The organism is Chitinophaga sp. 180180018-3, assembly GCF_037893185.1.
In the GTDB taxonomy this organism is placed as follows: Bacteria; Bacteroidota; Bacteroidia; order Chitinophagales; family Chitinophagaceae; genus Chitinophaga.
On sequence record NZ_CP140772.1, the window covers coordinates 6,208,046 to 6,233,905 of the forward strand.

Annotated in this window: 27 protein-coding genes; 1 reads left to right on the forward strand and 26 read right to left on the reverse strand. The window is 47.1% G+C overall.

Annotated elements, in window-relative coordinates:
• Positions 1-20: 20 nt before the first annotated feature.
• The 23 genes from UNH61_RS24140 to UNH61_RS24250 form a co-directional block, all read right to left on the reverse strand.
• Entirely contained in the window at positions 21-644 is a 624-nt protein-coding gene (locus UNH61_RS24140) for a hypothetical protein (protein WP_326994584.1), read from the reverse strand.
• Positions 622-1,230 (reverse strand): outer membrane lipoprotein carrier protein LolA, encoded by a 609-nt coding sequence (locus tag UNH61_RS24145; RefSeq protein ID WP_326994585.1) that lies wholly within the window; start codon positions 1,228-1,230, stop codon positions 622-624. The genes UNH61_RS24140 and UNH61_RS24145 overlap by 23 nt, the downstream gene beginning before the upstream one ends.
• Before the next feature lie 16 nt (positions 1,231-1,246).
• On the reverse strand, positions 1,247-2,026 hold the full coding sequence (locus tag UNH61_RS24150; protein WP_326994586.1) for a polysaccharide deacetylase family protein: 780 nt from the start codon (positions 2,024-2,026) through the stop codon (positions 1,247-1,249).
• The gene (locus UNH61_RS24155; protein WP_326994587.1) at positions 2,020-3,087 is read right to left on the reverse strand and encodes a beta-ketoacyl synthase chain length factor; all 1,068 of its coding nucleotides are present in this window, start codon (positions 3,085-3,087) and stop codon (positions 2,020-2,022) included. The genes UNH61_RS24150 and UNH61_RS24155 overlap by 7 nt, the downstream gene beginning before the upstream one ends.
• A gap of 18 nt (positions 3,088-3,105) precedes the next feature.
• Complete coding sequence (locus UNH61_RS24160; protein WP_326994588.1) at positions 3,106-4,299, reverse strand: beta-ketoacyl-[acyl-carrier-protein] synthase family protein; 1,194 nt, start codon at positions 4,297-4,299, stop codon at positions 3,106-3,108.
• Complete coding sequence (locus UNH61_RS24165) at positions 4,296-4,568, reverse strand: phosphopantetheine-binding protein (protein WP_326994589.1); 273 nt, start codon at positions 4,566-4,568, stop codon at positions 4,296-4,298. Before UNH61_RS24165 ends, UNH61_RS24160 begins: the two co-directional genes overlap by 4 nt.
• Before the next feature lie 13 nt (positions 4,569-4,581).
• Positions 4,582-5,211: a beta-ketoacyl synthase N-terminal-like domain-containing protein gene (locus tag UNH61_RS24170; protein ID WP_326994590.1), complete on the reverse strand. Its 630-nt coding sequence runs from the start codon at positions 5,209-5,211 to the stop codon at positions 4,582-4,584.
• Positions 5,204-6,460 (reverse strand): NAD(P)/FAD-dependent oxidoreductase, encoded by a 1,257-nt coding sequence (locus UNH61_RS24175; RefSeq protein ID WP_326994591.1) that lies wholly within the window; start codon positions 6,458-6,460, stop codon positions 5,204-5,206. The genes UNH61_RS24170 and UNH61_RS24175 overlap by 8 nt, the downstream gene beginning before the upstream one ends.
• A 29-nt stretch (positions 6,461-6,489) precedes the next feature.
• A complete protein-coding gene (locus tag UNH61_RS24180) occupies positions 6,490-7,557 on the reverse strand; it encodes a class I SAM-dependent methyltransferase (RefSeq protein WP_326994592.1) in 1,068 nt (355 codons plus the stop codon).
• Between the two features lie 48 nt (positions 7,558-7,605).
• The gene (locus tag UNH61_RS24185) at positions 7,606-8,766 is read right to left on the reverse strand and encodes a beta-ketoacyl synthase N-terminal-like domain-containing protein (RefSeq protein ID WP_326994593.1); all 1,161 of its coding nucleotides are present in this window, start codon (positions 8,764-8,766) and stop codon (positions 7,606-7,608) included.
• 10 nt (positions 8,767-8,776) lie between these two features.
• The gene (locus UNH61_RS24190) at positions 8,777-9,196 is read right to left on the reverse strand and encodes an acyl-CoA thioesterase (protein ID WP_326994594.1); all 420 of its coding nucleotides are present in this window, start codon (positions 9,194-9,196) and stop codon (positions 8,777-8,779) included.
• Between the two features lie 2 nt (positions 9,197-9,198).
• On the reverse strand, positions 9,199-9,936 hold the full coding sequence (locus UNH61_RS24195) for a hypothetical protein (RefSeq protein WP_326994595.1): 738 nt from the start codon (positions 9,934-9,936) through the stop codon (positions 9,199-9,201).
• 3 nt (positions 9,937-9,939) lie between these two features.
• Positions 9,940-10,365 carry a 3-hydroxyacyl-ACP dehydratase gene (locus UNH61_RS24200; RefSeq protein ID WP_326994596.1) on the reverse strand — a complete coding sequence of 142 codons (426 nt, stop codon included), beginning with the start codon at positions 10,363-10,365 and terminating at the stop codon, positions 9,940-9,942.
• 75 nt (positions 10,366-10,440) lie between these two features.
• Positions 10,441-11,151, reverse strand: coding sequence for a lipid A biosynthesis acyltransferase (locus tag UNH61_RS24205; protein ID WP_326994597.1), 711 nt, complete (start codon positions 11,149-11,151; stop codon positions 10,441-10,443).
• Positions 11,152-11,315: 164 nt separating this feature from the next.
• Positions 11,316-11,573, reverse strand: a complete 258-nt coding sequence (locus UNH61_RS24210; protein ID WP_326994598.1) for an acyl carrier protein — start codon at positions 11,571-11,573, stop codon at positions 11,316-11,318.
• Positions 11,574-11,678: 105 nt separating this feature from the next.
• On the reverse strand, positions 11,679-12,905 hold the full coding sequence (locus tag UNH61_RS24215; RefSeq protein ID WP_326994599.1) for a beta-ketoacyl-[acyl-carrier-protein] synthase family protein: 1,227 nt from the start codon (positions 12,903-12,905) through the stop codon (positions 11,679-11,681).
• Positions 12,906-12,935: 30 nt separating this feature from the next.
• Positions 12,936-13,667: a 3-oxoacyl-ACP reductase FabG gene (fabG, locus tag UNH61_RS24220; RefSeq protein ID WP_326994600.1), complete on the reverse strand. Its 732-nt coding sequence runs from the start codon at positions 13,665-13,667 to the stop codon at positions 12,936-12,938.
• A gap of 48 nt (positions 13,668-13,715) precedes the next feature.
• The gene (locus UNH61_RS24225) at positions 13,716-15,251 is read right to left on the reverse strand and encodes an aromatic amino acid ammonia-lyase (RefSeq protein WP_326994601.1); all 1,536 of its coding nucleotides are present in this window, start codon (positions 15,249-15,251) and stop codon (positions 13,716-13,718) included.
• A 148-nt stretch (positions 15,252-15,399) separates the two neighbouring features.
• On the reverse strand, positions 15,400-16,689 hold the full coding sequence (locus tag UNH61_RS24230) for a hemolysin family protein (protein WP_326994602.1): 1,290 nt from the start codon (positions 16,687-16,689) through the stop codon (positions 15,400-15,402).
• A 22-nt stretch (positions 16,690-16,711) separates the two neighbouring features.
• On the reverse strand, positions 16,712-17,446 hold the full coding sequence (locus tag UNH61_RS24235) for a ZIP family metal transporter (protein WP_326994603.1): 735 nt from the start codon (positions 17,444-17,446) through the stop codon (positions 16,712-16,714).
• Positions 17,443-18,021: a phosphatase PAP2 family protein gene (locus UNH61_RS24240; RefSeq protein ID WP_326994604.1), complete on the reverse strand. Its 579-nt coding sequence runs from the start codon at positions 18,019-18,021 to the stop codon at positions 17,443-17,445. The genes UNH61_RS24235 and UNH61_RS24240 overlap by 4 nt, the downstream gene beginning before the upstream one ends.
• A 2-nt stretch (positions 18,022-18,023) precedes the next feature.
• Positions 18,024-18,767 carry a class I SAM-dependent methyltransferase gene (locus UNH61_RS24245; protein ID WP_326994605.1) on the reverse strand — a complete coding sequence of 248 codons (744 nt, stop codon included), beginning with the start codon at positions 18,765-18,767 and terminating at the stop codon, positions 18,024-18,026.
• 40 nt (positions 18,768-18,807) lie between these two features.
• Positions 18,808-20,838, reverse strand: coding sequence for an LTA synthase family protein (locus tag UNH61_RS24250; RefSeq protein WP_326994606.1), 2,031 nt, complete (start codon positions 20,836-20,838; stop codon positions 18,808-18,810).
• Between the two features lie 167 nt (positions 20,839-21,005).
• Between UNH61_RS24250 and glmM the strand changes: the two genes are divergently transcribed.
• On the forward strand, positions 21,006-22,391 hold the full coding sequence (glmM, locus tag UNH61_RS24255; protein ID WP_326994607.1) for a phosphoglucosamine mutase: 1,386 nt from the start codon (positions 21,006-21,008) through the stop codon (positions 22,389-22,391).
• Positions 22,392-22,473: 82 nt separating this feature from the next.
• Here glmM and UNH61_RS24260 read toward each other — a convergent pair whose 3' ends face one another.
• The 3 genes from UNH61_RS24260 to UNH61_RS24270 all read right to left on the reverse strand — a co-directional run bounded on the left by UNH61_RS24260 (position 22,474) and on the right by UNH61_RS24270 (position 25,763).
• Positions 22,474-23,601 (reverse strand): cysteine desulfurase family protein, encoded by a 1,128-nt coding sequence (locus UNH61_RS24260; protein ID WP_326994608.1) that lies wholly within the window; start codon positions 23,599-23,601, stop codon positions 22,474-22,476.
• A 180-nt stretch (positions 23,602-23,781) separates the two neighbouring features.
• The gene (locus UNH61_RS24265; protein WP_326994609.1) at positions 23,782-24,513 is read right to left on the reverse strand and encodes a LytTR family DNA-binding domain-containing protein; all 732 of its coding nucleotides are present in this window, start codon (positions 24,511-24,513) and stop codon (positions 23,782-23,784) included.
• Positions 24,510-25,763 carry a histidine kinase gene (locus UNH61_RS24270; protein ID WP_326994610.1) on the reverse strand — a complete coding sequence of 418 codons (1,254 nt, stop codon included), beginning with the start codon at positions 25,761-25,763 and terminating at the stop codon, positions 24,510-24,512. The genes UNH61_RS24265 and UNH61_RS24270 overlap by 4 nt, the downstream gene beginning before the upstream one ends.
• Positions 25,764-25,860: the final 97 nt, after the last annotated feature.

Genomic DNA, 25,860 nt, shown 5'->3' on the forward strand with positions numbered 1-25,860 from the left:
TTATAATGATTGATCCCTAATTATTTTTCTACTTTCTGTAGAGAGATATTGAATTTGAAATGTTCGTGACGGATATTGATCGTATCAGGCACGCCACTCGTATAATGCTGTAGCCATACTGTCACGGCCGGCCGCCGCTGCGACGATTTCTCAATTCTTACCAGTTCGGTACAGGCCGTATCTGTAATATAATAGTTATTGCCTTTTCCGGTAGGCACTACTATATAACGGTAACGGGCATCCGTAGCTATATGTGCCTGTTGCAGATCCGGCCTCAACAGCACCAGTGCAAAGTCCTGCTCCAATGTTTTCACTACCGCTTTCTTATCCATCTTCTTCAGGATAAAATGCTTGGTAAAATGTCCCTCACGGTCGAATTCAAAATCAAAGAACTTAAATCCCATCTCATTTGCAAACACCACACGTGTGCTGCTGTCGGGCATCTGCTTAAAAAACAGCAGGCCACTCAGATGATGTTTCAGTATATCCACCTGTGTACTATAGAGCGTAGCGCTGAACCGGGGGCTGAACTGACGGATACAATTCACATCACCTCCGGAAGGCCGCAGCCCTTTGTACACCGAGCGGCATCCCGTCACCAGTAAAACAATGCAGCAAATGCTACTTAGCAGAAAATACCGCATCGGGGATATTTGAATTCAATTGTTTATGTAAAAAGCTGATGGTGGTATCGTCGCCGGATAATTCCGCCATAGTGATTTTTGATACGGAGTAATCCTGCTTGTCTACCAGCAGCACGATTGTTTTGAAATACTCTTTCATTACCTTATTCACCGGTTCCAGCTCCAGGCGGTAATACTGTTGATTTTCGGAAGCTTTGGTGGTGAAATCGGAATTATCCAGTACTGTTCCTCTCACACAGTCTACAGTGATCTTATTGATTTGTTCAAACAGTTTATTACTTTTCCCAGATACCTTGTTTTCCTTTTTGGCATCCTTAATACGGATATCTTTTCCGTTGATCACCAGCAGGTAATAGGAAGGCTGCAGGTACTCCATACGAACCTTACTGTCTTTCTTAAACCAGAACTTACCTTTAGATACAATCTTATCGGAAAGCATGCTCAGGTTCTTTTCCTGTACGAAATCGCACTGGATGCTTTGTGTTTGCTGTGCAGCTTTTGCAAATTGCTGCTTCAGCGGCGTCAGGTCGGCTACCGGCTTAAAGCCGGTCTGTGCCTGTATTTGAAGGCTTAATATAACACCCATCAAAACTAAAATCCATTTACACATATGCACGCACATTTAACATTTTATCAATTCTTTCCAAACGGTAGCCCTGCTCCCGGATGTGTTTGATCATTTCCGGCAATACCGCTGCGGTGACTGCACAGGTATCGTGCAGGAGAATCACCGCACCAGGTTTCAGCTGAGTCAGTACACGTTGCAACAGCTCCTGCTCATTCTTTGCCACGGTATCCAGCGAACGTATACTCCAGCCCACGGGCAGGTAATGTCCTCTTTTGATGGCCCGGGCCAGGTTGGGGTTCGTAACTCCATATGGCGGCCGGAAAAGCCGTGGCTGCAGCCCGGTAGTATCAACCGTGAGCGTATCCATCTGCTGCATATCGTGCAGCATGCTTCCGGATAATTTCATATCAAACCAGAAATGATGCGAATAGGTATGGTTGCCTATCACATGTCCTTCTTCGTATATCCGTTTCAGTAAGGACTCATTGCCGGTGATATTTTTCCCTATACAAAAAAAAGCGGCAGGCACCTGTGCCTGTTTCAGAATGTCCAGCACTGCCGGCGTATATTCCGGCAACGGGCCATCATCGAACGAAAGCGCCACTACTTTTTCTTCGGTATCTGCTTCGCATAAGGCTTTGACAAAAAAACCGGAGTTGATATTAATAGCGCCATGGATGGTAAAGGGCAGAAAGATCAGCAGCGGCAGGCCATACAACCAGAAAGAAATATTCCATGCCAGTATCTTATCGGCTGCTAATAATAACAGCAGGCAGGATACGGCAATGATATTTACGATCTTGTTGTTCAGCATGCAGTCAGCAATACCAGGGTATGATGAGTACCCTGATGATGATTATAGATTAACACTTTTTGTATTTTTTCCGGCGTTCTGCCATAGAACCGGGCTGCTTCCGGTACCTGTTGTTCCTCCATAATGGCATTGGCCATCCACACGCCAAATGCCGCAGCTGTAGGATATTCACCACAGAGATGCTTAAAGCTGGCTTCCGCCGTTTCCGGGAACAGGGCATCGGCAATCTCTTCGTATATTTCATCCTGATCAATATCACCGTTCCTGCCGGTTACCAGCAGGTCGATATCCGCAGGCGTACAGTTATTGTCTTCCAGGAATTTCATGATATGTCCTATCACTTCTCCTTCCCACAATGGCTTGTATAGTGTGCTAACCCCGCTGAGTGCAGCTACTGTACCCGGACCTTTCGTAACGCCGAGTGTAAAAAACGCGGCACCTTCGCCGGCAATCGTGCCTCTGTCGGGGCTTTTCAACAACTCCATTGTTTTCACCGGGGCTTTTTTATAGATGCCGAACCGGGATAAGAGCTGGTGGCGGTGATTTGTAATTTCATCCAGTCCGCCAACGAGGATATTACCTGCATTGCTTTCTTTCAGTATCATGGTGGCGTCCAGCAGGGCATTTTCAAAAGAAAAACCGCGATGTACGAATGTATTGTTATATCCGTTGCAGCCCAGCATCAACGCGATCTGGCCAGCCACGGTATTGTGTGTGCTTTGTATAAACGCTGTAGGCGTCAGCATTTCTTCCTGCTGATTCACCATCTTGGTCAGGAAAACACCGGTGTCATCGAGGCAGCCGTAGGCGGTGCCGGTGATAATGGCATCGGGGCGGGTGATGCCGGCAGCTTCCAGGCTCAGGTAAGCTGCACCTACGCCCATTTTCACCACGCGGCTCATCCGGCGGATCTGCTTAATATCGATCCATTGTTTGTAATCCGGGTCTACCGTTGCCAGCCTCACCTGTTCGTATTCCCGGAGCGCTGCCAGCAAAGGCCCGCCCTGCGCAGAGTTCTGCGGGGATATACAACCAGTTCCGTTTATATAGACAGTAAACATAGCTTCGTTCAGTTTTAGCTAATAGCTTGAAAAAACAAGACTGGAGCAGTTACCACCAAATCCGAATGAATTAGACAGTACATGCTGCAGATCATGGCCTTCAGAATAAGTTTCCACCGGCGTGAAAGGCAGTTCCTTCATGGGCTGCTGAAAGCGCGCATTCGGGTAAATAATTCCTTCTTTCAGCGCCCAGGCCGAGAATACCGCTTCAATACCACCGCTGGCTCCCAGGGTATGTCCTGTAAAAGATTTGGTGGAGCTCATCGGCGGAAAATGCGGTGCAAATATCCGGTTAATGGCAATGCCTTCAGATACATCGTTATTTTGTGTTCCGGTGCCATGCAGGTTGATGTAACCAATCTGCTGTGGTTGCAAACCGCTCATGTCCAGTGCACCTTTCATGGCCAGGTAGTTACCGTTGCCGTCGGGCGAGGAAGCCGTCTGATGATATGCATCGTTGGCATTGGCGAATCCGCTGAGGCGGCACCAGGGCTGCAGGCTTGCAGCCAGGCTGTCTGATACCAGTATCACGTAACCGGCGCCTTCTCCCAGATTGAGGCCGGTGCGGGTTTCGTCGAACGGGCGGCAGGGCTGCTGATCCAGGATCATGAGGGTATTAAAACCATTGAGGGTAAATCGGGTGAGCGAGTCGGTGCCGCCGGCAATGACCACATCAACGATATTATTGCGGATCAGGCGTGCTCCATACATCAGCGCATTGGCGCCCGACGAGCAGGCAGTGCTGATGGTGGATATATGATGCCTGACGCCGAGCATATCGGCTACCAGCTCTGTGATACTGCCACATTCGTGGTGTATCAGCTGATGCAGGCGCCCTCCCCCGGCATTAGCCAGGTAGGCGGCGAAGAAGTCTTCCGTTTTATCCATCCCACCAACGGTGTTGCCGGAAACAAGTCCTACGCGGTAACGGGAAATATCGCCCAAACCGCTGGCCTGCCACGCTTCGCGGGCAGCAATCATACTGAGCAATGCCGTTCTGCTGATATTTTCCGGCATCCGGGCCATATCAGCCAGCGTGTTGTTATCGGCCTTTACTTCTGCCACCGGAAAGGTATTACGATGAACAGAAGACAGGTGCTGCATACCGGTCATGCCGGGCTTCATGTCCCGGAACGACTGCATACACTCCTGCAGGTTCAGTCCTATTCCACTGATCACCCCACCTCCTGCTATCCACACCTTTTCGCTCATGCATTCACAGTTTTGCTGGCAGTGATGTATTCTGCCATGGTACGCACGGAATGAAAGATTTTAGGCCCTTCCTCTGGATTGGCTATGCGGATGCTATAATGCTGTTGCAGCAATACGATGAGTTCCAGCGCATCGATAGAATCGAGCCCGAGCCCTTCTTTAGAAAATAATGGCTGATCATTGCCGATATTTTCCGGTGTTATTTCCTGCAGGTTCAATTGTTCTATGATCTGCGCTTTCAGATCCGCCATCAACTTTTCCACTGTCATTCAATTAAAGTTATTAACTATTATTTTGTTGATATAAATCTCTGAGAGCAGCCTCTGATAAGGACTGCGCCCCGGGATGCTGTTTATTTTCCACGAGGAATAATACCGCCTCGTACGATTGTTCCATTACTTCCACCCATCCGCAGATACATGCCTGCAAAGGAGTTACGTTCAGTAACTGCGCCGGGTAACTGCTCATCAGCACCGTATCAAACCTATCCGACACAAAAAAAGTGTTCTCTCCTTTAAAGCCGTGCCGGATAGATATTTCACCCATTACAATATTCGGCAATGTGTATACGAACAGTGCAGGGCTTGCAATTTCCTTTACGCTGGCGAAATAGCGCACATCCGTATCCAGGCTGCTGCTGCGGTTGGAAAGTACTATTCCTACCTGCTCTGCCGGCAAAAGCGGTACTGTTGTATCTTTCAGCAATACTTCTGCGGCCAGCCAGCCCAGCCTGCTGAGCGGATCCATTTTATGAAATTTAGGATACTGCCCCGAAAACCGGTCGTATCCTGCCCTGAGAAAATCGGATATGTCCAGTTGCTGATCCGCTTCCCATAACAAGCTGCCATTTACGTACACCTTATTATGCCTGATAACACAACTACCCGTGATATATGCCGTTCCGCTATTCAATGGCTGAGTTACTTTTTAATTTATCCGTTAATTCTATCGTTCTGGCCAGACGCTTTAACGCGGTATCATGATTTTTCACAAAAGGATTACTCATGTCCCACACATAGCCTGCCAATACGGAACAGATCTGACCTTTGATCAGGGGATCTGCATCTTTGCTGAAGAAAATAGTATCTAAAGTTCCTTCATACCAGGCCATTACATATGAGCGGAAAGTATTCACGCCCTGCATGGTTGGTTCCATATATTCTTTTTCCCAATCCACTTCTTCCCCTTTCAGCTTCCTGATTACCAATTTAGCGGCCGTTTGTGAAGACACGCAGGCCAAAGTTACGCCAGAAGAGAAAATCGGGTCCAGAAATTCTGTTACATTGCCGGTGAGTACAAATCCTTCGCCATAGAACTTATCGGTAGTAGCTGACCAGGATTGCAGTATCCTCGGCTCAAATACCAGCTCCACATCCCGGAAACGCTCCCTGGTATAGGGTTCTGCTTCCAGTAAAGCGCGATATTTCTCTTCATCCGTGCCGGGATATTGTTCAAAAAACTCCGGATCCCCCACAAAGCCCAGGGAGGTGACCCCGGTAGCAAAGGGAATGATCCAGATCCATACGCCTTTTTTATGCACCACTGCGGTGATACGGTTAGGTTCGTCCGCCATGGAGCGGCGTACATCCACTGTATGGGCAAACAGCGCCTTACGGGGCTGAAGATTGGAATTTTTTTCCAGGTTGAACAACCTGGGTATCACCCTGCCATAACCACTGCCATCCACGATGAAGCGGGCAGCGATCTCTGATTCCTGACCGTCTTTATCGACCACTGTGGTAACAGAATCAGATCCGTTGAATCGTATATTCGTTACCGTTGTTTCGTAGGCAACCGGTACTCCCATGCTTTCTACGGTATCGGCCAGGGTTTTGTCGAAATCAGCGCGGGTTACCTGCCAGGTCCAGGTCCAGCCGGGAGTATATTGTTCCTGAAAGGTAAAATCGCAGAGGGCATCGCCCTTTACGAACTTGGCGCCATATTTCTGCTGAAAACCTTTTGCTTTGATGGCATCAATAAAGCCTGCTTCCTGCAATGCTTCCATGCTGCGGGGCAAGAGGCTTTCGCCGATTACAAAGCGGGGAAATTGTTGTTTTTCCACTATTTTCACTTTGTATCCGGCCTGGTGAATGAGAGAAGCCGCTACCGTTCCCGCTGGCCCTGCACCTATTACCAACACATCAACTTGCTCAGTTTTCATAAGTGATCGATTTTTTGGGTATTTATGGATTAGTTAGTTTTTCTCTTGCACTTTAACAGGGTATAATTAATCCCCATCTGATTGTTCTCTTCCACCACAGATAAACCTGCGTCTTCTATACATTGGAAGAAATCGTCGGTATGATACATCTGGCTGTTACCATTGGCCATAGCAGTAAAATACAGGGAAGTCTGCTGCAGGCAGAAGGCGGCTGATTTAAACTGCTGCCGGTTCCAGAAAGGCTCCAGGATGTAAATAGTGCCGTTTTCGTTGAGTGCTTCACGACAGCGTTTCAGTATGGATACAATTTCCGCTTCAGAGAAGCAGTCGAGGAACTGGCTCATCCAGATGGCATCGAAGCCTTTCGGGAAAGGCACTTCTTCGTGAAGGATGTTGGCTATATGGAAATGTACCCGGTTTTCCACACCGGCGTCTTTTATTTTCTGTTGTGCAATTCCTGCCTGACCTGGCAGATCAAAAATGGTCACTTCTACTTCAGGATCTTTTGCGGTGCAGGCCAGTGCCCACTTTCCGGTGTTACCACCGATATCGAGCAGGCGTTTGGGCTTATTTTCAAAAACAATATCCAATGCCTGGGGAGTAGCGAGGTCGGAGTAGTAGTGATCGAAGTCGAACCAGCTTTTGCCCACTTCCGGGGGCAGCAGCGAAAGGCCCGGATAGATTGTATCCCAGGGGCCCAGCTCCCGCAGCCCTGCCGGCTTGCCTTCCTGCAGACTTTCCTGCAGGTGTAACATACCCTTGTAGCAGATGTCTTGCGAGAAATCCATATTGATGCGGGTCAACTGGTCGTGTAAAATAAAGTAACCGGTTTTGGTGAGGGTATACCTTTTGTCGTTAACGATAATCAGCTCCATTCCCAAACCTGCCTCCAGCAACACTCTCACTGCGTAGCGCGACAATTTGGTCTGTTCCATTATTTCTTCGATGGTGATACCGGCTGAGCGGCTGTTACTTACCGCTGTCAGAATTCCCATATCACGCAGGGCCCTGGTGGCCTGAAAGGCAATAGGTGCAAATGCCAGACGTAATGCAGCTTCTTTTGCTTCGAGTGCTGTTTTAGTTTCTTTATTGAACACGAGGAATAAAAAATGTAGCGGTCTGCAGTCTGCTCTTAACGCAAAGCGTTAAATGTCAGCTACCGACGGCTGGTTAATACTGAATACCATGGCTGCATTGCATCCGCCAAAACCTGATACTGTTTTCAGGAAGTGAGGAGATGGTTGGTGCAGCAGCGTATTATGAACATTTACCGGCATACTTACACCGGGAGTTTCAAATCCTTTTGTGGGTAGTACCACGCCGGCTTTAGCGGCCTCCATACTGATGATGGCTTCTATAATGCCCGCAGCGCCCAGTGTGTGGCCGTAATATCCTTTCAGGCTGTTCACAGGAATGCTGGCCAGGCCTGCATGATGCAATGCCTTGGCTTCCATTTCATCATTGTAGAGCGTAGCTGTGCCGTGGGCCGATACAAACCCAATGTTTTCCGGGCTTAGTCCGCTACCCTCCAGTGCCAGCTGCATAGCAGCAGCCAGTTCCTTCCCGGTGCGCGACGGGCCCGAAATATGATTGGCGTCGTTGCTGATAGCACCGCCGCCCAACGAAAATACTGCGTTGCCTCGTTCCCGGCTGAGGATCACTGTTGCGGCACCTTCTCCCAACGTAACGCCCGAACGATGGACGTCGAACGGCTTGCAGGGAAGAGGGCTCACGGCCTGGAACGATTGAAAACCGGACAACACGAAACGGGTCAGCACATCTGCGCCAGCCACCACCACATGATCGTAGCGGCCTGATTCAATGAGCCGTTTCCCGGTCAAAATAGCCACCAGCCCTGAAATACAGGCACTGCTGACTACGATGGGCTGATTCACAGCCCCGAAATAAGCCGCTATTTTCCTGGCGGTGGTATGCAGCAGCATATCTGCCAGCGGAAGAGTGGTGCCCTCCGACTGCTCCAGCAATTCAATATTTCCTTTGGTAGTGGAAATAATCAGGCCGGTACGTTCGCCGGTCAGTGAAATGCTGGTTTGCTGCAATGCTTCCCGTATGGACGCTATGAGCAGCTTTTCAAATTTCGTATATTCTTTTCCGTTAAATGCAGCGCTGAGATCATCCAACTGCTCCGGAGCCATCATAGCCCCACAAAAAGGAGCAGCGGCCCAGGCAGCATTTTCATGCTGCCTGATGCCACTGTTGCCTTGTAAAACCTGGTCAAAATTTTCCCGGGTAGTACTGCCCAAAGGCCCCACAATATTATCTGCTACTACAAACACCTGTCGCATATTACCCAGATTATACCAGTCCGTGCTTCTTTTTCCACTCGTTAAAAAAAGCCGGAGCCACCAGTTGCAGGGAAGTGGTTTCCTTATCCAAAAATACCTGTATGGAAGAGCCCTTTGCCACAACTTCTCCGGTAGCCGGATTGGTCAGTATGTATTCAAATTTAATTTTGGCGGCCAGATCGTCCACGTACCTTGTTTCAACCACTACTCTGTCGCCATAACGCAACGAGCGTTTGTAGTCACATTGTACATTCACAACGGGCACGGTATATCCCTGGGCGAAAATATCCAGGTAACGTAGCCCGTATTTTTCTCCGAAAGCTTCCCTTCCATCCTCAAAATACCGCACATAATGCCCGTGCCATACTATTCCCAATGGATCTGCTTCATTAAATCTTATCAGTATGTTCGTGCTTGCGGTCAGCGTCATGATTATCCTTTCTTCTTTGTTTTTTTAGTTTCTTTGGTAGCGGCGGCTTTTTCTTTATGAGGTTCCGCAGCAGCTGTTTTTTCTTCTTCCGGATCCTGAGCGGTGGCATATTTTGCCGTCAGTTTCTTGTAATCATCTTCTACATCGCCCAATACTTTGTAGATGGTATAAGCCCAGTAGTTGCGCCAGGAAAATCCCTGGGCCTTGCCGGAATAGCGTTCTGCCATCAATACATTTTTCTTGTCCATGTCGATGATGGTTACATACATGGAGGCACGCTTATCTGATTTATTCATGCCATCCATTACAAATAACACTCCGATTCCGTGTTTTCCGGAAAAATCGTACGATTTTACCAGCTTATTAAGGTCCTCCGGTTTGAGGCGTTCGAAGTCGCCCGTACTTTCAGACTTCAATGATTCCGGATTTACGGCTTCATTGCGTTTGTTCACCAGACTCAGGTCGGAGGTGAATTTGTCGTGGTGAAATGCACCCGGAATATCGTATTTCTTAGGTTCATTCACTACTACCTGATTAATCCCTGTAAACTGCCGGGCTACCACATCCTGCGCGTTGGCACCAGCGTCTCCGATCAGGCGGGCCTGGGTAAAGTCCACACCCAGCCAGGTAAAGGATTCGTCTTTGTTGTCCAGGAAACCTTTAAGTTTCTGTGCGTTGGTAAATACGGGGAACAGGCCCAGTAATACCACCGAAAGCATGATTAATTTTCTACAGTTCATAGACTATAATTGGGGGTTGGTGAAAATTTTCATCTCACACTGTGCCATCACGCGGCCATCATACATTACTTTTCCGGTTACCATAGTGGCGTTAAATACTTCTCCTCCTATCTCAATAATGGTTTCGATCATTTGTCCGGCAGGTGGGAGTTCCAGTATTTCAAGGTCTTTCACGGCGCCTATGAATCCGAGTGGCACAGGGGCATTCTCTTGTTTGGCGATATAACCGATGCGGGCAGCGGCAGTTTGAGCGATATTCTCCATCAGGCCGGGAGCGGTGAGTACGCCATCTTCCACAAAAACATTATCCTGAGCAATATGCAAACCGGTACGGGTTACCGGGCCATCCACCGCCAGGATGCCGCTAATCATCACAATGGGTGTACGTTGCGGGATATACGCGGTAATATCATCAGTATGAATAAACATCAGTGCAAGTTATTATTAAATGTGAAACACGAAATAAATAGAATTATACGAAATTATTAACAGTATAAACACGGTTTATTCCCAAAAATCGTAATAATTGAACCATTGCACCGGATAACGACGTACTTTTTCTGTTATTTGCGCCACAAAATCATTCAGGGCATTTTCCACCCCCTGGTTACGGCGCCCGTGGTACTGGTGCGGCTCGCTTGCGTAAAAATGGTAGTGGGTGGAAGATTCCTTAAAAGCAAATACCATCGACACCGGCACCCGGAACGTGGCCGCCAGCAGGAACGGGCCTACCGGGAAACGGGCTTCCTGGCCTAAGAACGAGGCAGATATCGTTTTGTTACCTGGCAGAAAGCGATCGGCATGCATACATACCAATTCTTTGTTATTCAACGCTTCATTAATGGCATAAATATGCGACAGATCATCACGGATGACAATGATATTCATATTCCGGCCACCGGTAACGTCTGAGAGGTAGTCTTTGATACGCTGGTGTTCCCCATCGAACATCACTATGTTAATCCGGGCCTGCAGACGGGTAAAAAGATGCCCCGCTACTTCCCAGTTACCCAGATGAGCGCTCAGCAGAATGCCGCCTTTGCCGCCGGCTACCATCTCCCTCAGATAATGTTCACCCTCAAATTCAAATGAAAATTTATTGGCAAGGCCTGCCATTACCACTATCTTGTCTATCAGTGTTTGCCCGAAAATATAATAGTTGCGATATAGGTTTATCAGGGCCCGCCACGAGCCATAGCCAGCTTTTTTACGCAAATAGCTATAGATGGGCTTTGAGGAACTCCAGGAAAAAACAAAGTAGTAAAAAGCAACAAATCTCAACAAAAGATAGGCAGGTGCAACGCCTCCATGTTTAAGCAGGAAAACAAAACAACTGTACCCTAACTTATTTCCTTTGGACTTTCCTTGCCAGGATGGCATTATACCAGCTCTTTTTGTTGTACACGGGTGGCTACATAGTTGTAGAAATCCTGGAAGGTGCTGATAGACTGAAAATCTTCCGGATTTACTTTGAATCCGAAGTTATCTTCTATTACCACTACCATGTCGATATAATCCAGGCTATCCAGATCCAGCGTGGATTTCATATTTGCTTCAGGTTTAATTGTTTCGGGGTTTGCTTCAAACTCCTCTACCAGAAACTTATTCGTAACAGTTATAATTTCTCTAATATCCATATAGTGTGAAATCAGATATAGGTCTTTTGATAAAATTTGGTTTTTCCCATCAGCTCTATTCGGCTATCTGTATGTCCTAATATCTGGCGCCAAAGTTAAGCATATTTATTTTCCATTCCATCCCCTTACAATCAGAGATGAATTTGTTCCTCCAAAGCCAAAAGAGTTGGACAAAAATATATTAAAATTTTTATTAATTGTGCTGCTAACGATATTTAATCTGGCTGCATCATCATCGGGGTTATCCAGATTGATATTGGGGGCAATGAAGCCGTTTTGCATCATTAGCATGGAATAGACGATTTCGCTGGCTCCGGCCATCCAGCATTCGTGGCCGGTCATAGACTTAGTGGAGCTGACATAAGGCCTGGTAGCGCCAAACACTTCGTGAATAGCCTTTGCTTCACTGGCATCGCCGGCCGCTGTAGAAGTAGCATGGGCGTTAATGTATTCGATATCGCCGGGCTGCAAACCCGCATCCTGCAATGCAATCTGGAGGGACCTCACAGGGCCTTCCACCGTTGGATTGGAAATATGAGCGCCATTGGAAGAAAAACCGTAGCCCAATACTTCGCCGAGGATGTTTGCTCCTCTGCGTTGAGCAGATTCCAGGCTTTCCAGGATCACGGTAGCCGCCCCACCACTGGGCACCAGGCCGTCGCGGTCGCGATCGAACGGACGGGAAGCCCGGGTTGGATCATTTTCCCTGACTGAAAAGGCAGCAATGGCATCAAAATTTCCCATGGCGTATACATTCACTTCCTGCGCGCCACCACAGATCACCGCATCCTGCATACCGCTCCGGATGAACATATAACCCAGCCCTATTGCATGAGAACCACTGGCACAAGCTGCGCTGACGGTGAAATTCACGCCTCTCAGCTTGAAAATAGTAGCCAGGTTCATATTAACGGTAGAGTTCATGGTCTGGAATACAGACCCGGAACCCACCAGCATTGTGTCTTTCTTGGCCCGCATGATATCATTCGCCTCTACTGTGGGCCTGGCACAGCTATCATTGCCATACAGCAGCCCTATCGGAGTAGAATCTATATACTCCTGCGTAATCCCTGCCTGTGCGAGTGCTTCCCGGGTTGCCATATAGGCAAATTCCGCCTGCTCAGGCATCATCAGCCTGGAACGGCGATCGAGTAAGCCTTTCAGCTCAGGTCTTTCAATATATCCTGTTAAACCGGAACGATATCCAAATGCCTTTCTTTCCGGGTCCAGCACAATCCCTGATTTACCCTGGTACAATGAATCCTTCACTTCCTGCATATCCTTTCCAATGCAGGAATAAATGCCCATTCCGGTGATCACAACTCGATTCATAGTCTTTAGTCTTTAGCCTTTAGTCTTTAGCTACGTATGCAGCCCTCCATTGATATTCAGCACCTCTCCGGTGATGTAGCCTGCTGATTTTGAAGCCAGGAATGCTACGGCATCAGCAACTTCTTCAGGGGTGCCAAAACGGTTCATGGGAACCTGTGCCGCCAGTTCTTTTTCATTCAGCTCTGCTGTCATATCCGTTCTGATAAATCCCGGTGCGATGGCATTCACTGTCACGCCACGCTTCGCTACTTCCTGCGCCAGCGCCTTGGTAGCACCAATAACCCCGGCCTTGGCCGCGGAATAGTTGGTTTGCCCCGGAAGGCCCTTGATACCAGACAGCGACACCATGTTGATGATGCGCCCGTAGCGCTTTAATAACATGCTGTTCAATACCTGTTTGGTAACATTATAAAAACCGTTCAAACTGATGTTCAATACATTTCCCCACTGTGCATCCGTCATCCAGAACATCAGGGAATCTTCCCTGATACCTGCATTATTCACCAGCACTTCTATCTGATGCTCTTCTTTATGCTGCTCTAACCATCCGCCCAGTACGCGTTGTACTTCTTCCCCATCGCCAACGTTGAAAGGCAACAGCTCTCCTGTACTGCCTTTGGCCTTCACGGCTTCCAGGGTTTCCTGTGCGGCTGTTTCATTGCCTTTATAATTGATCAGCACATGATAGCCTGCTTCTGCCATCCTTATGCACACTGCCTTTCCGATTCCTCTGGACCCGCCTGTTACTAATGCACACTTCATTGAATTACAAATTACTTATTAAGAATTATGGTATTCCCCGGCACTTTATCAGAACTGGACGGGTACGTTCTTAACCAGGTACTCTTTAATTTGCTGAAGATCTTTATAGCGTGGACTGTCGTCGATAAATTTAGGAAAAATTGCCCGCACTTCCGTGTATACTTTATGGGAGAAGGCTGCCAACCGGTCCTGGCAATTCAGATAGTCCACTGCCTGCAACATAGTCATCAGCTGAATAGTCAATACCTGGAAAGTATTCTCTATAACTTTGCTTGTCATGATAGCAGCATTGCATCCCATGCTCACTATATCCTGGTTATCGTTGTTATTCGGGATGCTGTGTACGTACATCGGGAACGATAAGGTCTGGTTTTCCGCCACTGTTGATGTAGCTGTAAACTGCACGCCCTGCATTCCAAAATTGAAGCCAAGTTTGCCCAGGTTCATAAACGGCGGGAACTTGTGGTTCAGCTTTTCATTGAGCAGGTAGTTCAGCTGGCGCTCTGAGAGCATCGACAGTTTGGTGATGGCAATCTTGATTTTGTCCATCTCCAGTGAAACATAATCCCCGTGGAAGTTACCACCGTGGAAAACATTTTCCAGTGTATGGTCTACCACCGGGTTATCACTTACGGAATTCAGCTCCTGTACCACCAGCTTTTCTGCCTGCATCAGCGTATCGTACACAGGGCCCAGTATCTGGGGTACGCAGCGGAGTGAATAATATTCCTGTACTTTATCTTTAAAAATCTCTTCTTCCAGTTCTTTATACAGGTGATCAGGGCGATGGCGTACCATCTTACTGCCCCTGAGTACATTCCTCATGCTGGCAGCAATCTGTTGCTGACCGGTATGTTTTTTTACGGCATTAAGTTCGGCAGACAGATGATCGTCGAAGGCTTCTACAATTTCGTTGATCATGGCCGACATGACTACCGACCAGCCCAGCAATTTCTTTGCTTCAATCAGGTTCACCAGTCCCACTCCTGTCATGGCGGAGGTGCCGTTGATGATGGCCAGGCCTTCCCTTACATGAATGCCGATGGGCTTCAGCTGCAGCTTTGCGAAAATTTCTGCAGTTGGCTGATACTTACCTTCGTACCATACTTCCCCTTCGCCAATCAGCACCAGGGCCAGATGGGCCAGCTGTACAAGGTCGCCGCTGGCACCTACCCCTCCATGTTCAAATATGCAGGGATATACGTTTTTATTGATCAGGTCTCTCAGCAGTTCCACTACTTCCGGGTGTATGCCGGAATGAGCCTGCATAAAGCTACTCAAACGGGCCAGCATCAAAGCTTTGGTATGCAATGGCGACATACAGTTGCCAGCTCCGGAGCTGTGGCTGCGGATCAGGTTGTACTGCAGCTGGAAGGTATCTTCGTCGCTGATACGATACTGGGCCATCGGGCCGAAACCCGTGTTGATACCATAGATCAGCTTTTTGGCCGAAAATGTTTTAAGAAACTGATAGCTTGCTTCCACCTGCTGCATTGCTGCGGGGTCTAAGGCCAGCGTTTCTCCGCCCAAAATCACCCTGTACACTTCTTCCAGGGACAGTGCCTTACTTCCTATTGCAACCATTTTATCTTAAATTAAATTATTTGTTTATGTAAAAAAGTGCTCAAAATTAGCATAAAGCTGGATTTCTCCAAATAAATCACCTCTTCTCCGGTGTAATTCCGGGTAACTACGCATGCGGTTTCTACTGTTTTCATTTGGGGACAATCTTCTACTCTTCCGTAGCCGGCGGTGGTGGTGTGACCAGTATTTTATCCAACCGATGTGCATCCATGTCTACTATCTCAAATGTAAAACCGCGCCAGGTAAACTTTTCACCTGTTTGCGGGATATGCTCGAGATGATGCAGAATAAACCCTGCCAGGGTATCAAAATCCTGCTCAAACTCCGTCATCCAGTCTTCCTTATCAAACTCCTCCAGAAAATCGTAAAAGGGGATCTGTGCATCTACCAGCCAGGTACCATCTTCCCGTTGCACCATTTCATAATCGTCATTTTCGGCGGTTTCCGGCATATCGCCTACAATCGCCTCCAATATATCGTTCAGGGTGATCATACCCAGAAATGTACCATATTCATCTACTATAAATGCCGCATGCAGGTGGGTTTCCTTGAATTTCTCCAGCACCTGGTAGGCCGTATTATTTTCCGGAACAAACAGCGGTTTGCGAATAATATCTGCCAGGGGAGCGGCTTTACCTACTACTGAATACAGATCCTTGATCGTTACCAACCCGCGGATACTGTCGATCTGCCCGTCGCATACCGGGTAAACAGAATGAAGGCTCTCATGGATCTTTTGCAGGTATTCCTCCGGCGCCTCGTTGATATCCAGCCAGGTAATATCATTCCGGTAAGTCATCAGGGAGGTAATATTACGGTCGCCCAGGTGAAACACCCTTTCAATAATCTCCTGTTCGGTTTCTTCTATCGCTCCGGATGTAGTGCCTTCATTAATGATGGCTTTGATCTCCTCTTCTGTTACATGAGGCTCATCAGTACGCAGGTTGAGCAATTTTACCAATGCCGCTGTGGATATACTCAGCAGCCATATAAACGGATAGGTAAGCCAGGAAAGCACGCTCATAGGCGTAGCCATTATTTTGGCAATATATTCCGGATAGGCAGTACCAATGCGTTTGGGCACCAGTTCGCCCAGTACCAGTGAAAAAAAAGTGATCACTACTACAATGATCACGGTCGATAATATACTGCTGTAGGGCTGTATCGAAGGAAAATTATTAAGCCAGGTCATTACATCCACTTTGATGTTATCACCTGCATATATACCCGTTAAGATGCCGATAAGGGTAATCCCTATTTGGACAGTAGAAAGAAAGGTGTCCGGATTTGTGGCCAGTTTTAATGCTGTCTTTGCTTTTTCATCCCCTTTATTGGCCAGATTTTCCAATCGGATCTTCCTGGCTGAGGCCAATGCTACTTCCGACATCGAGAACAGGCCATTCAATAATATGAGGATGAGGATAATGACGACTTCCATATATGAGCCTAAAAATAAAAAATTATTCAAATATCAGGGTAAGAAAAGCCAAAACCAGTCCCAGGGCAATTGCCAGCACTTTTTTCCTGCTCAGTTCATGGTGTTTGGTACCGCTTTCATAGAAAATGGTGGTGGAAATATGCAGAAATGCACCTACTACCAGCGCCACTACATACACCAGGTAATGTTGCACCGTTTCGAAACGGCTACCCAGCCAGCCGGCCAATACTGCCGCCAGCGGCGTTACCAGCGCGAAAGCGATGAGTATCCGCCACAGTGCCGCTTTAGTTTTATGGGCATGTATCATGACCGTCATCAGTGTCAATGCCTCGGGGATTTTGTGCGCAGCCACACCGGCCATCAGTGATGGCAAAGCCGATTGATCGTCGTACCGGAAGCCCAGAGGCAGCCCTTCCATGAATGCATGAATAGACAGGCCCAGCAACAGTGGCATAACGGCAATATGGTGGTGATGCTGTTCCTGGGGCAAATGCGTATGCCCGTGTTCCATGCCGTGCGACAGCTGCTGCAGGAATACCTGCAGGAAAAAGCCCAGCACGATGTACACGCCTGCCTCGTGCCCCAGCTCATGGTACACTTCCGGCAGCAGGTGCATGATAATCACCCCGAAAAGAAAAGCTCCCGTAAATGCCAGGAGATAAATGGAGAAGTTAGCGTTGACCCGCTTTACCGTCATGGGTATCACCCCACCGGCAACGGTTGCAGCCAATATCAGTATCAGATAATTCCAGTTCATGATGTTTGTTCGGCCTCCAGCCTTATGCGGCGCTGAAAGAAGCTACCGCTGAGCAGCCCGATAAATGTGCCCAATATAGCACCACCCAGCACATCGAGCGGGTAATGCACACCAACATACACCTGTGCATAAGCTATCACGGCAGCCCATGCAAAAAATAACCAGGTATACCGTTGAAACGCTGATTTCAGGGTAATAAAACAAAAAGTCCCCAGGGCGAAGTGATTGGCCGCATGATTAGAGGTAAAACTACCGCTCATCGGGCAATATGCTACCAATACTCTGGCATAGTGCGATACCACCGGGTCGCGGCATGGCCTCACCCTCGCAAAGGCACCTTTCAAGAATAAACTGCTCTGGTCCGCCACGGCAAAACATAACAGGAAGAACAGGATCCAGAAAAAACCTTTCCATCCGTAATTGATCGTCACAAACAACGCCAGGAAAAGGTACAAGGGCGCCCATACAAACGGCTCCCGCACAAATGGCAGGATTACATCCAGCACACCGTTATGCCACTGGCCATTAATATGAAAAAATAATCTGAGGTCTTCGCGCAAGATAGACTCAAGCATGGCTATAATTTTGTGGCGATGATGATCTGGCGTGGTGAGCGTTGTTCATCATAGCTGTTAAAGTGATAGTCACCGAATATTTCCGTTATTTCAAGGCCCTGCCGGGCAAACATGGCCTCAAAATCCGTTCTGGTAAAGGCATTCACACGTTCTGTATAGGTAGCCCGCAACATCCGTTCCTTATCCAGTACATTAATCTGCTTAATGAACTTCGCAGCTTCCAGTTTCCGGTGTATATCAAACACTACTCCGTCTTTCTCTTTCACCTCATCATATACCAGGTGGCTGGCTACGTAGCCGCTGTTCAGATAATCCAATACCAGCTTTCCGCCCGGTTTCAGGGCATTCCGAAGGGTACGCAGGGCATTATCGTTATCCCGCTGCGTATCGAAATATCCGAAGCTGGTGAAAAAATTAACTACTATATCGAAATAATTTACCCGGAAGGGCAAACGCATATCATGCTGAAAGAAGCTCAGGTGCTCGTTTTCCAGCTTTTTAGCAATGTTGATGCTTTCAATGGAAAGATCTATCCCAGTCACATAAAAGCCCTTATCCGCCAGGTACTTTGCATGACGCCCCCTGCCACAGGCTACATCCAGCACATTGGCATCGGGCGCAGGACGCAGGTAGGCGAGCAATTTGTCAATAAATGCTGCCGCTTCCCTTTCGTCCCTGTTATCATATAACAGATGGTAATAAGGCGAATTGAACCAATCTTTAAACCAGGATTTATCTACTTCCATATAAATAAAATACAAAATCTGTTTTTCCTCTGCTCAGTACCTATTTCCCCGATACCTTTTTATTATTGAACAGCAAGTATCGGGTACTTTCGTAAAAACCATGTGTTAAATTATCAAGACTTCTTGCTGTATCCGGTAATTGCGCCTGGATATTTTTCTGTGGATCGGCCTTCAGATCATACAAAGCAGTGGCATGTGTAGTCATGTTTATTTCATACAGGTACTGATCTCCCAGCACACTGATGTAAGGCATCTGGTTACGCAGGTAATTGACAAACACATACCTGTTGTTCCCCCTTGCAGTATCGAACAGGTTTACCCCCAGGGTATAGTTTTTATACGGCATGCCTACCATCCCGGCTACCGTCGGATATACATCCAGCAGGCTGGCCGGCGTAGTGATCTGCTGTGGCGCCAGGTGTTTCGGGCTGTACATGAAAGCGGTAACATGCACCCCTCCTGTTGCCAGTTCGTATTCCGGCAGCGGCATAAAGCTATAGGGATTCAGTATACAGTTATGATCCCCGAAAAATACAAAAATGGTGTTATCAAGATAGCCATCCTTGCGGGCCATATCTATGAGATGACCTACGTTATAGTCTTCATACCGCAGGGCATTAAACTGATCAACGGATACAAAACCGGACTTTTTGAAAGCATTCATGTCCAGGTCTTTTTCTGTCAGCTTTTTAAAATCGCCCGCGCCACTGGTAGTAGTGTAAGGCGGGTGATTATCTGCCAGCTGGAGGAAGGCCACGAAAGGCTGTTTCTTATCATTATCTTCCTTAAAAATGCCGCTGGCTTCTGTGATAAGGTCATAATCTGAGATGCCCCATACATCTGCCTTAGGCGATTTATACATTCCTTCCTCAAAGATGCGGATGCCTTCCACATTATTGGTGAATACCGCGCGGATATTGGCCCAGTTTGTATTTCCGCCCAGCAGGTATAGTTTATCGTATCCCTTGAACTGGTCCATTACAATCCGCTGATCCAGCATTTTAGGATGACGGCTGGCTGTTTTCACGGATGTGATATCAGGCAGGCCGGTATGCACTCCGAAAACAGTTTTAGCAGTACTGATGGCCGGCACATAAAAGTTCCTGAACAGGATCCCGCTGTCAGCCACGCGCTTCATATGAGGAGTGGCCTGCATCGGGTTTCCGTACATGGAAGTAACCGCAGCACCTGTCGATTCCAGCATTACCAGTACCACATTGAGCCGGGGCTTTGAGCTGTCGCCCGCAACCGTGCGTTCGTAGCTGAGTTTTTCCGTGTCGAGGGTATCGGTTTTTAAGTAAGATGCAATAGTGGGATAGTATTTTTTAGTGGCAGGCAAATCGTAGGTATCGCCTTTCACAGAAAAGTTGGAAATAAAATACAGGATCGGGTTCAGGCCAAGACTGGTAACGCCATTATCCCGGGTGAACATCGCCTGGCTCCAGCGCAGCGGGAAATAGGCTACGTTTCCGTAACAGCCGGCACCAAAGAGCAATACCATCCCAATCACATAGCCGGTATAAGGCCAGTTGCGCAGGTATACAACAGATTGAGCGGCAAATTTCTTCCAGGTAGCTTTCTGCAGGCGGTACAGCAGGAACATCGCCACAAAAATCCCCAACACGCCTCTTACCACAGGATAGCTCTGCCAAACCATGCGGGCATTATCGGCCCGCTCGCCTTTAGCGAGGAAACGCATAATGGAAGGATCGAGGCGCATGCCCAGGTAATCGTAATGCCCGAGATCCAATATATAAAGGAGGATGAGTAGTAAGTAAACCAGGAAGAAGTAGATGAAATTAGCTTTGCGGAGCGCTTTTATGGTAAAGAAGTTGTTACGTGTGATGAGGGCGGTTATCAGTACGGGTATCATCAGGTACAGGGAGAGTCTGAGATCGAACCGGAGCCCCAGGTTCCACGCTTTTGCTATCGCCGTGTGATCTGTAATGGTGGTTTTGAAGAAGAACAGGAAAAAAATAACCCTGAACATCGCCATTAACAGGAAGAGGTAAAGCGTTTGAACAAACACATAACGAATATACCGGGGTATATTCTTCCACGAGTATTGCATGTAACGTATAGCTGTTTTTTGAAAAGCGTAGCTGCAAATATAGGGAAAAGTGGCTGCGGAAAATTGAAAAATAGACGGGATAACAGTGTACCTTCCGTCATCTTTTCATAATTAGGAATTCTGAAATGGATTTTTTTATATTTGCCTTCCTTTAAAAACAGATTCTTGTGGCACTGATCAAATCGATTTCCGGTATACGCGGAACCATAGGCGGTAAGCCCGGCGAGGGACTTTCTCCATTAGATGTGGTAAAATTCACAGCGGCATACGGAACCTGGCTGAGCCAGCAAACTGACAACCGTAAAGTAGTGATCGGCCGCGATGGCCGTATCTCCGGTGAAATGGTAAAAAACCTGGTTGTATCTACATTGAATGCATTGGGCATTGATGTAGTAGACCTGGGATTGTCTACCACCCCCACCGTAGAACTGGCGGTTACTATGGAAAATGCAGCAGGAGGGATTATCCTCACTGCCAGCCATAACCCAAGAGAGTGGAATGCGCTGAAACTGCTCAACAGCAAAGGTGAATTCATTTCCGGAGAAGACGGCGCCCAGCTGCTGGATATCGCTGCCCGTGAAGATTTCAGCTTTGTTGATGTAAACAAGCTCGGCACTTACACGCAGGATGATTCTTATCTGCAGAAGCATATCGACCTGGTGGTTAACTATCCCCTGGTAGATGTAGCCGCTATTAAAGAACGTAACTTCAAAATTGTAGTAGATGCGGTCAACTCCACCGGTGCGCTGTTTGTACCGCCCCTGCTGAAAGCGCTCGGGGTGGAAGAAGTAGAAGTGCTGTTCGGAGAAGTAACCGGTAAATTCAGTCATAATCCTGAACCGCTGCCGGAAAACCTTACTGCTTTGTCTAACGAGGTAAACAAATCCAATGCAGATATGGGTATTGCTGTAGATCCGGATGTAGACCGTTTGTGCTTCGTTTGCGAAGATGGCGGCATGTTTGGTGAAGAATATACCCTTGTAGCAGTAGCTGACTACGTATTGAGCTGCAAAAAAGGAAATACGGTTTCCAATATGTCATCTACACAGGCACTGAAAGATGTGACCCTGAAACATGGTGGCGAATACCATCCTTCTGCTGTTGGAGAAGTGAATGTGGTAAAGAAAATGAAAGATACCCAGGCAGTAATCGGAGGAGAAGGTAATGGCGGTATCATTGTGCCCGATCTTCATTATGGTCGTGATGCCCTGATTGGTATCGGCCTCTTCCTCAGCCACCTGGCCCGCAGCAAGAAAAGCATCAAAGCCCTGCGCAACAGCTATCCTGATTACTTTATCTCCAAAAACAAAATAGAGCTGGATAAAGGTGTGGACGTAAAAACCATCTTCGAAAAAATCAAGCTGAAATATAAAAACCAGCCGATTAACACAGAAGACGGTCTGAAAATAGAATTCGACAAGGATTGGGTACATCTCCGTACTTCCAACACCGAACCTATTATCCGTATCTACGCTGAAAGCCAGAATGAAACTACCGCGGATAATATCGCGAAACGCATTATGGCGGATATAAAAGAAGCGATATCGAGATAATTAAACTTTAATCAATAGAAAAAAGGCCTTAGCGATGATTATCCGCTAAGGCCTTTTTTCTATTGATTAAAGTTTAATTATCTCAAATCAGCTCTTTCAACTTTACAATCACCTTATCCACTTCTTCCTTCGTATTATGCTTGCTGAAGGAAAAGCGTACAGCGATCTGGTTTGGGTTACTGTTGATGGCGCGGATAACGTGGGAACCGGCATTCGCGCCGGAAGTACACGCACTGCCACCAGAAGCACAGATACCGTTGATATCCATGTTAAAGAGGATCATTTCACTCTTTTCAGATTTAGGGAAAGCCACGTTCAACACGGTATACAGACTTTTTCCATAGAGGTCGCCGTTGAAAGCAACTCCCGGGATATGCTGCTGCAGCTGTTCTGCCATGTACATACGAACACCGTTGATATGAGCACTATGCTCTTCATGAGCCGCAGTGGCAATTTCCAGGGCTTTGGCAAATCCGATGATACCGTACAGATTTTCCGTACCGGCACGCATGTTCCTTTCCTGGCTTCCTCCCTGTATGTAAGGAGTTATTTTAACATTTTCGTTAATATATAAGATACCTACGCCTTTAGGCCCGTGAAACTTATGTCCGGCGCCGGTAATGAAATGTACCGGGGTATTGCGGAGGTCGAACGGATAGTGCCCTACTGTTTGTACAGTATCGGAGTGGAAGATGGCATCAAATTCCTTGCAAAGGTTGCCTACAGCATAGAGATCCAGCAGGTTACCGATCTCATTGTTGGCATGCATGAGGGTAACCAGGCATTTTTCAGTGGATTGCTGCAACAGTTCGCGCAGGTGATCCATATCGACATGGCCGGAAGGTAAAATTCTTACAAAAGAAAGCCCAACGCCATGATGATGATGCAAATGCTCCACGGTGTGCAGGGTAGCATGATGCTCAATAGGGGAAGAAATAATGTGCCTGCAACCCAGGTCGTTGATAGCAGCATTGATAGCTGTGTTGCTGCTTTCTGTACCGCCTGAGGTAAAGAAGATCTCTCCCGGATGTGCATTCAGAATCTTCGCTACTGATTTACGGGCGTTTTCTATGCCCAGTCTGGACTCCCGTCCGTAAGAATAGATAGAGGATGGGTTTCCGAACTTTTCCGTCATAAAAGGCAGCATTGCCTCTAGTACTGCCGGGTCCAGTGAGGTGGTAGCTGCATTGTCAAAGTAAATTCTTTCCAATGTCGGTGGTTTTTGATAAAGGAATAATTAATGGTGGTTGTAAAAGACAGCGAAGTTCGGAAAAAAAGATGAAACAGCCATTAGCCTGTGGCCCATAGCAAATACAGCGAAAATTATATCTTGCTAATTATAATATAATCTTCACTGTATTTGTTATGGGCTGGTAATTCCCTTCCCTTATCAGGAATACCTGTTAATCACATCATAAAACCTGTCGCGGTACCCGTCGGAGATGGGAATCGACTGATTAGCGATCATCACGGTATTCTTTTCTACGGAGTTGATCTTATTGAGGGAAACCAGGTAAGAGCGGTGCACGCGGATGAATTTATCGGCAGGCAACCGGGTTTCAAATGATTTGAGGCTGCGCAGGGTAAGTACTGGCAGGTTATGAGTATAAATTTTCGTATAGTCTTTCAGTGCTTCAATGAAAAGAATATCTTCCAGATTGATTTTGATGATCTTGTACTCTGTTTTTATGAAGATGTAATCATTCACCCAGGTAGCTTCCATGGGTACAATCGTATTGGTGTTTCCCAGGGCTTTTTGCTGGCTGGCCGTCCATGTTTCACTGGCTTTGGCAGTAGCTTTGAGGAAACGTTCGAATGGTACCGGCTTCAGCAGGTAATCTACTACATCGAGGTTAAACCCATCCAATGCGTATTCCCCGTAGGCTGTAGTAAAGATCACCATAGGCGGGTATTTCAGCGATTTAAGGAATTGGATACCCGTGATATCGGGCATTTTGATGTCCAGGAATACCAGGTCTACCGGTTCATCCTGGATAAAACGCAGCGCTGTAGCCGCGTTTTCGAATTTGCCGGCCAGCGTCAGGAAAGGCACCTTTCGGATATAGTCTTCCATGACTTCCAATGCCAGCGGCTCGTCATCCACAGCAATACACCTCATCATTTTTTCAGCTTGATTTTAAGATCTACAATAAATTCGGCTTCCGTTTCTCTTATCCGGATTTCGTGTTCGTTTTCGTAAAGCAGGTTCAGGCGTTTTAATACATTTTCCAAACCAATGCCTCCTCTTTCCGCAACCCGTTCCTTAAAGTGACTGTTCCTGACGGTTAATCTGATCATATCTTCAGTTGTAGTAATGTTGATGTCAATAAAAGATTCTTCCGCGTAGCTGATACCGTGTTTGAAAGCATTCTCCACGAATGGTACCAGCAACATCGGCTCAATCATGAGCCGGTCCGCATCTCCGCTTAAATTGCAGTTGATTTCAATATCCTTCGGCAGCCGGAGCTTTTGTATCTCTATATAGTCTTGTAAATATTTTAGTTCATGTGACAGCGGCACTTTGTCTTCGTTCGACTCATAGATCATGTATCGCATGATGGTTGATAGCTTCAGGATAGCATGTTCCGTTTGCACCGATTGTTTATGCGCCAGCGAGTAAATGGTGTTTAGACAGTTAAAAAGGAAGTGAGGATTAATTTGCGATTTTAAAAATTTCAATTCCGCATTTAACCGCTCTACGGTCAGTTCTTCTCTTTGTTTCTCACTCTTGAACCATTCCAGCGCTATTTTGATAAACCCGCTCATGAAGAGCATCAACAGGGCGAAGAAACCAGATCTGCGCAATACGTCCGGGAAAAGCAGGTATTCGAGCAGCGTAGGGCCTTCAGCGTCCAGTATTGGCATCATTGGGACGGCCCTTTTGGCTGCAATGACCTGGGTCGTGTCATCCACCAGTTTTCCCTCTCTTATCCGTATAGCTTCCGCAGGTACTGTTTCCCTGTAAAAACGCTGTCCGTGAAACGGAGGAAAGCGGTTTTGTGTTACATCTGAATTATAAAATCTTTTATCGGTTCGCATGGCCATCATCAGCGGCGGACGATGTCCATAATTTTTGAAGAAATAATAATTAATAGCAGCTTGTTGCGCCGTAACAAAAACGATTAGCACCAATACACTGCAGAAATATAAAACAATCTTCTTCCTGTTAAAATAACGGGGAATGAGCACATAGATATTCAGGTAAAAGATGCCAATAAGAAACAGGTTATCTATCAGCTCTTTGATAAAAAAACCGGTATGAAGTATCTGGATACGATAAATAAAAAAAGGAAAAAAGAGAAAACACGCCCATCCAAGGATGTGCAGGGAAATGAGGAAGGGACGACTTCTGATGATCCGTTTAAATTGCATCGTATTATTTGATGCGATAAACTTACGTTAGATAGGGTAAGACTTGTGTTAAACTTTGTTAAGTCGGGTATAAGGGATTGTTAAAATTCCCGGAAGA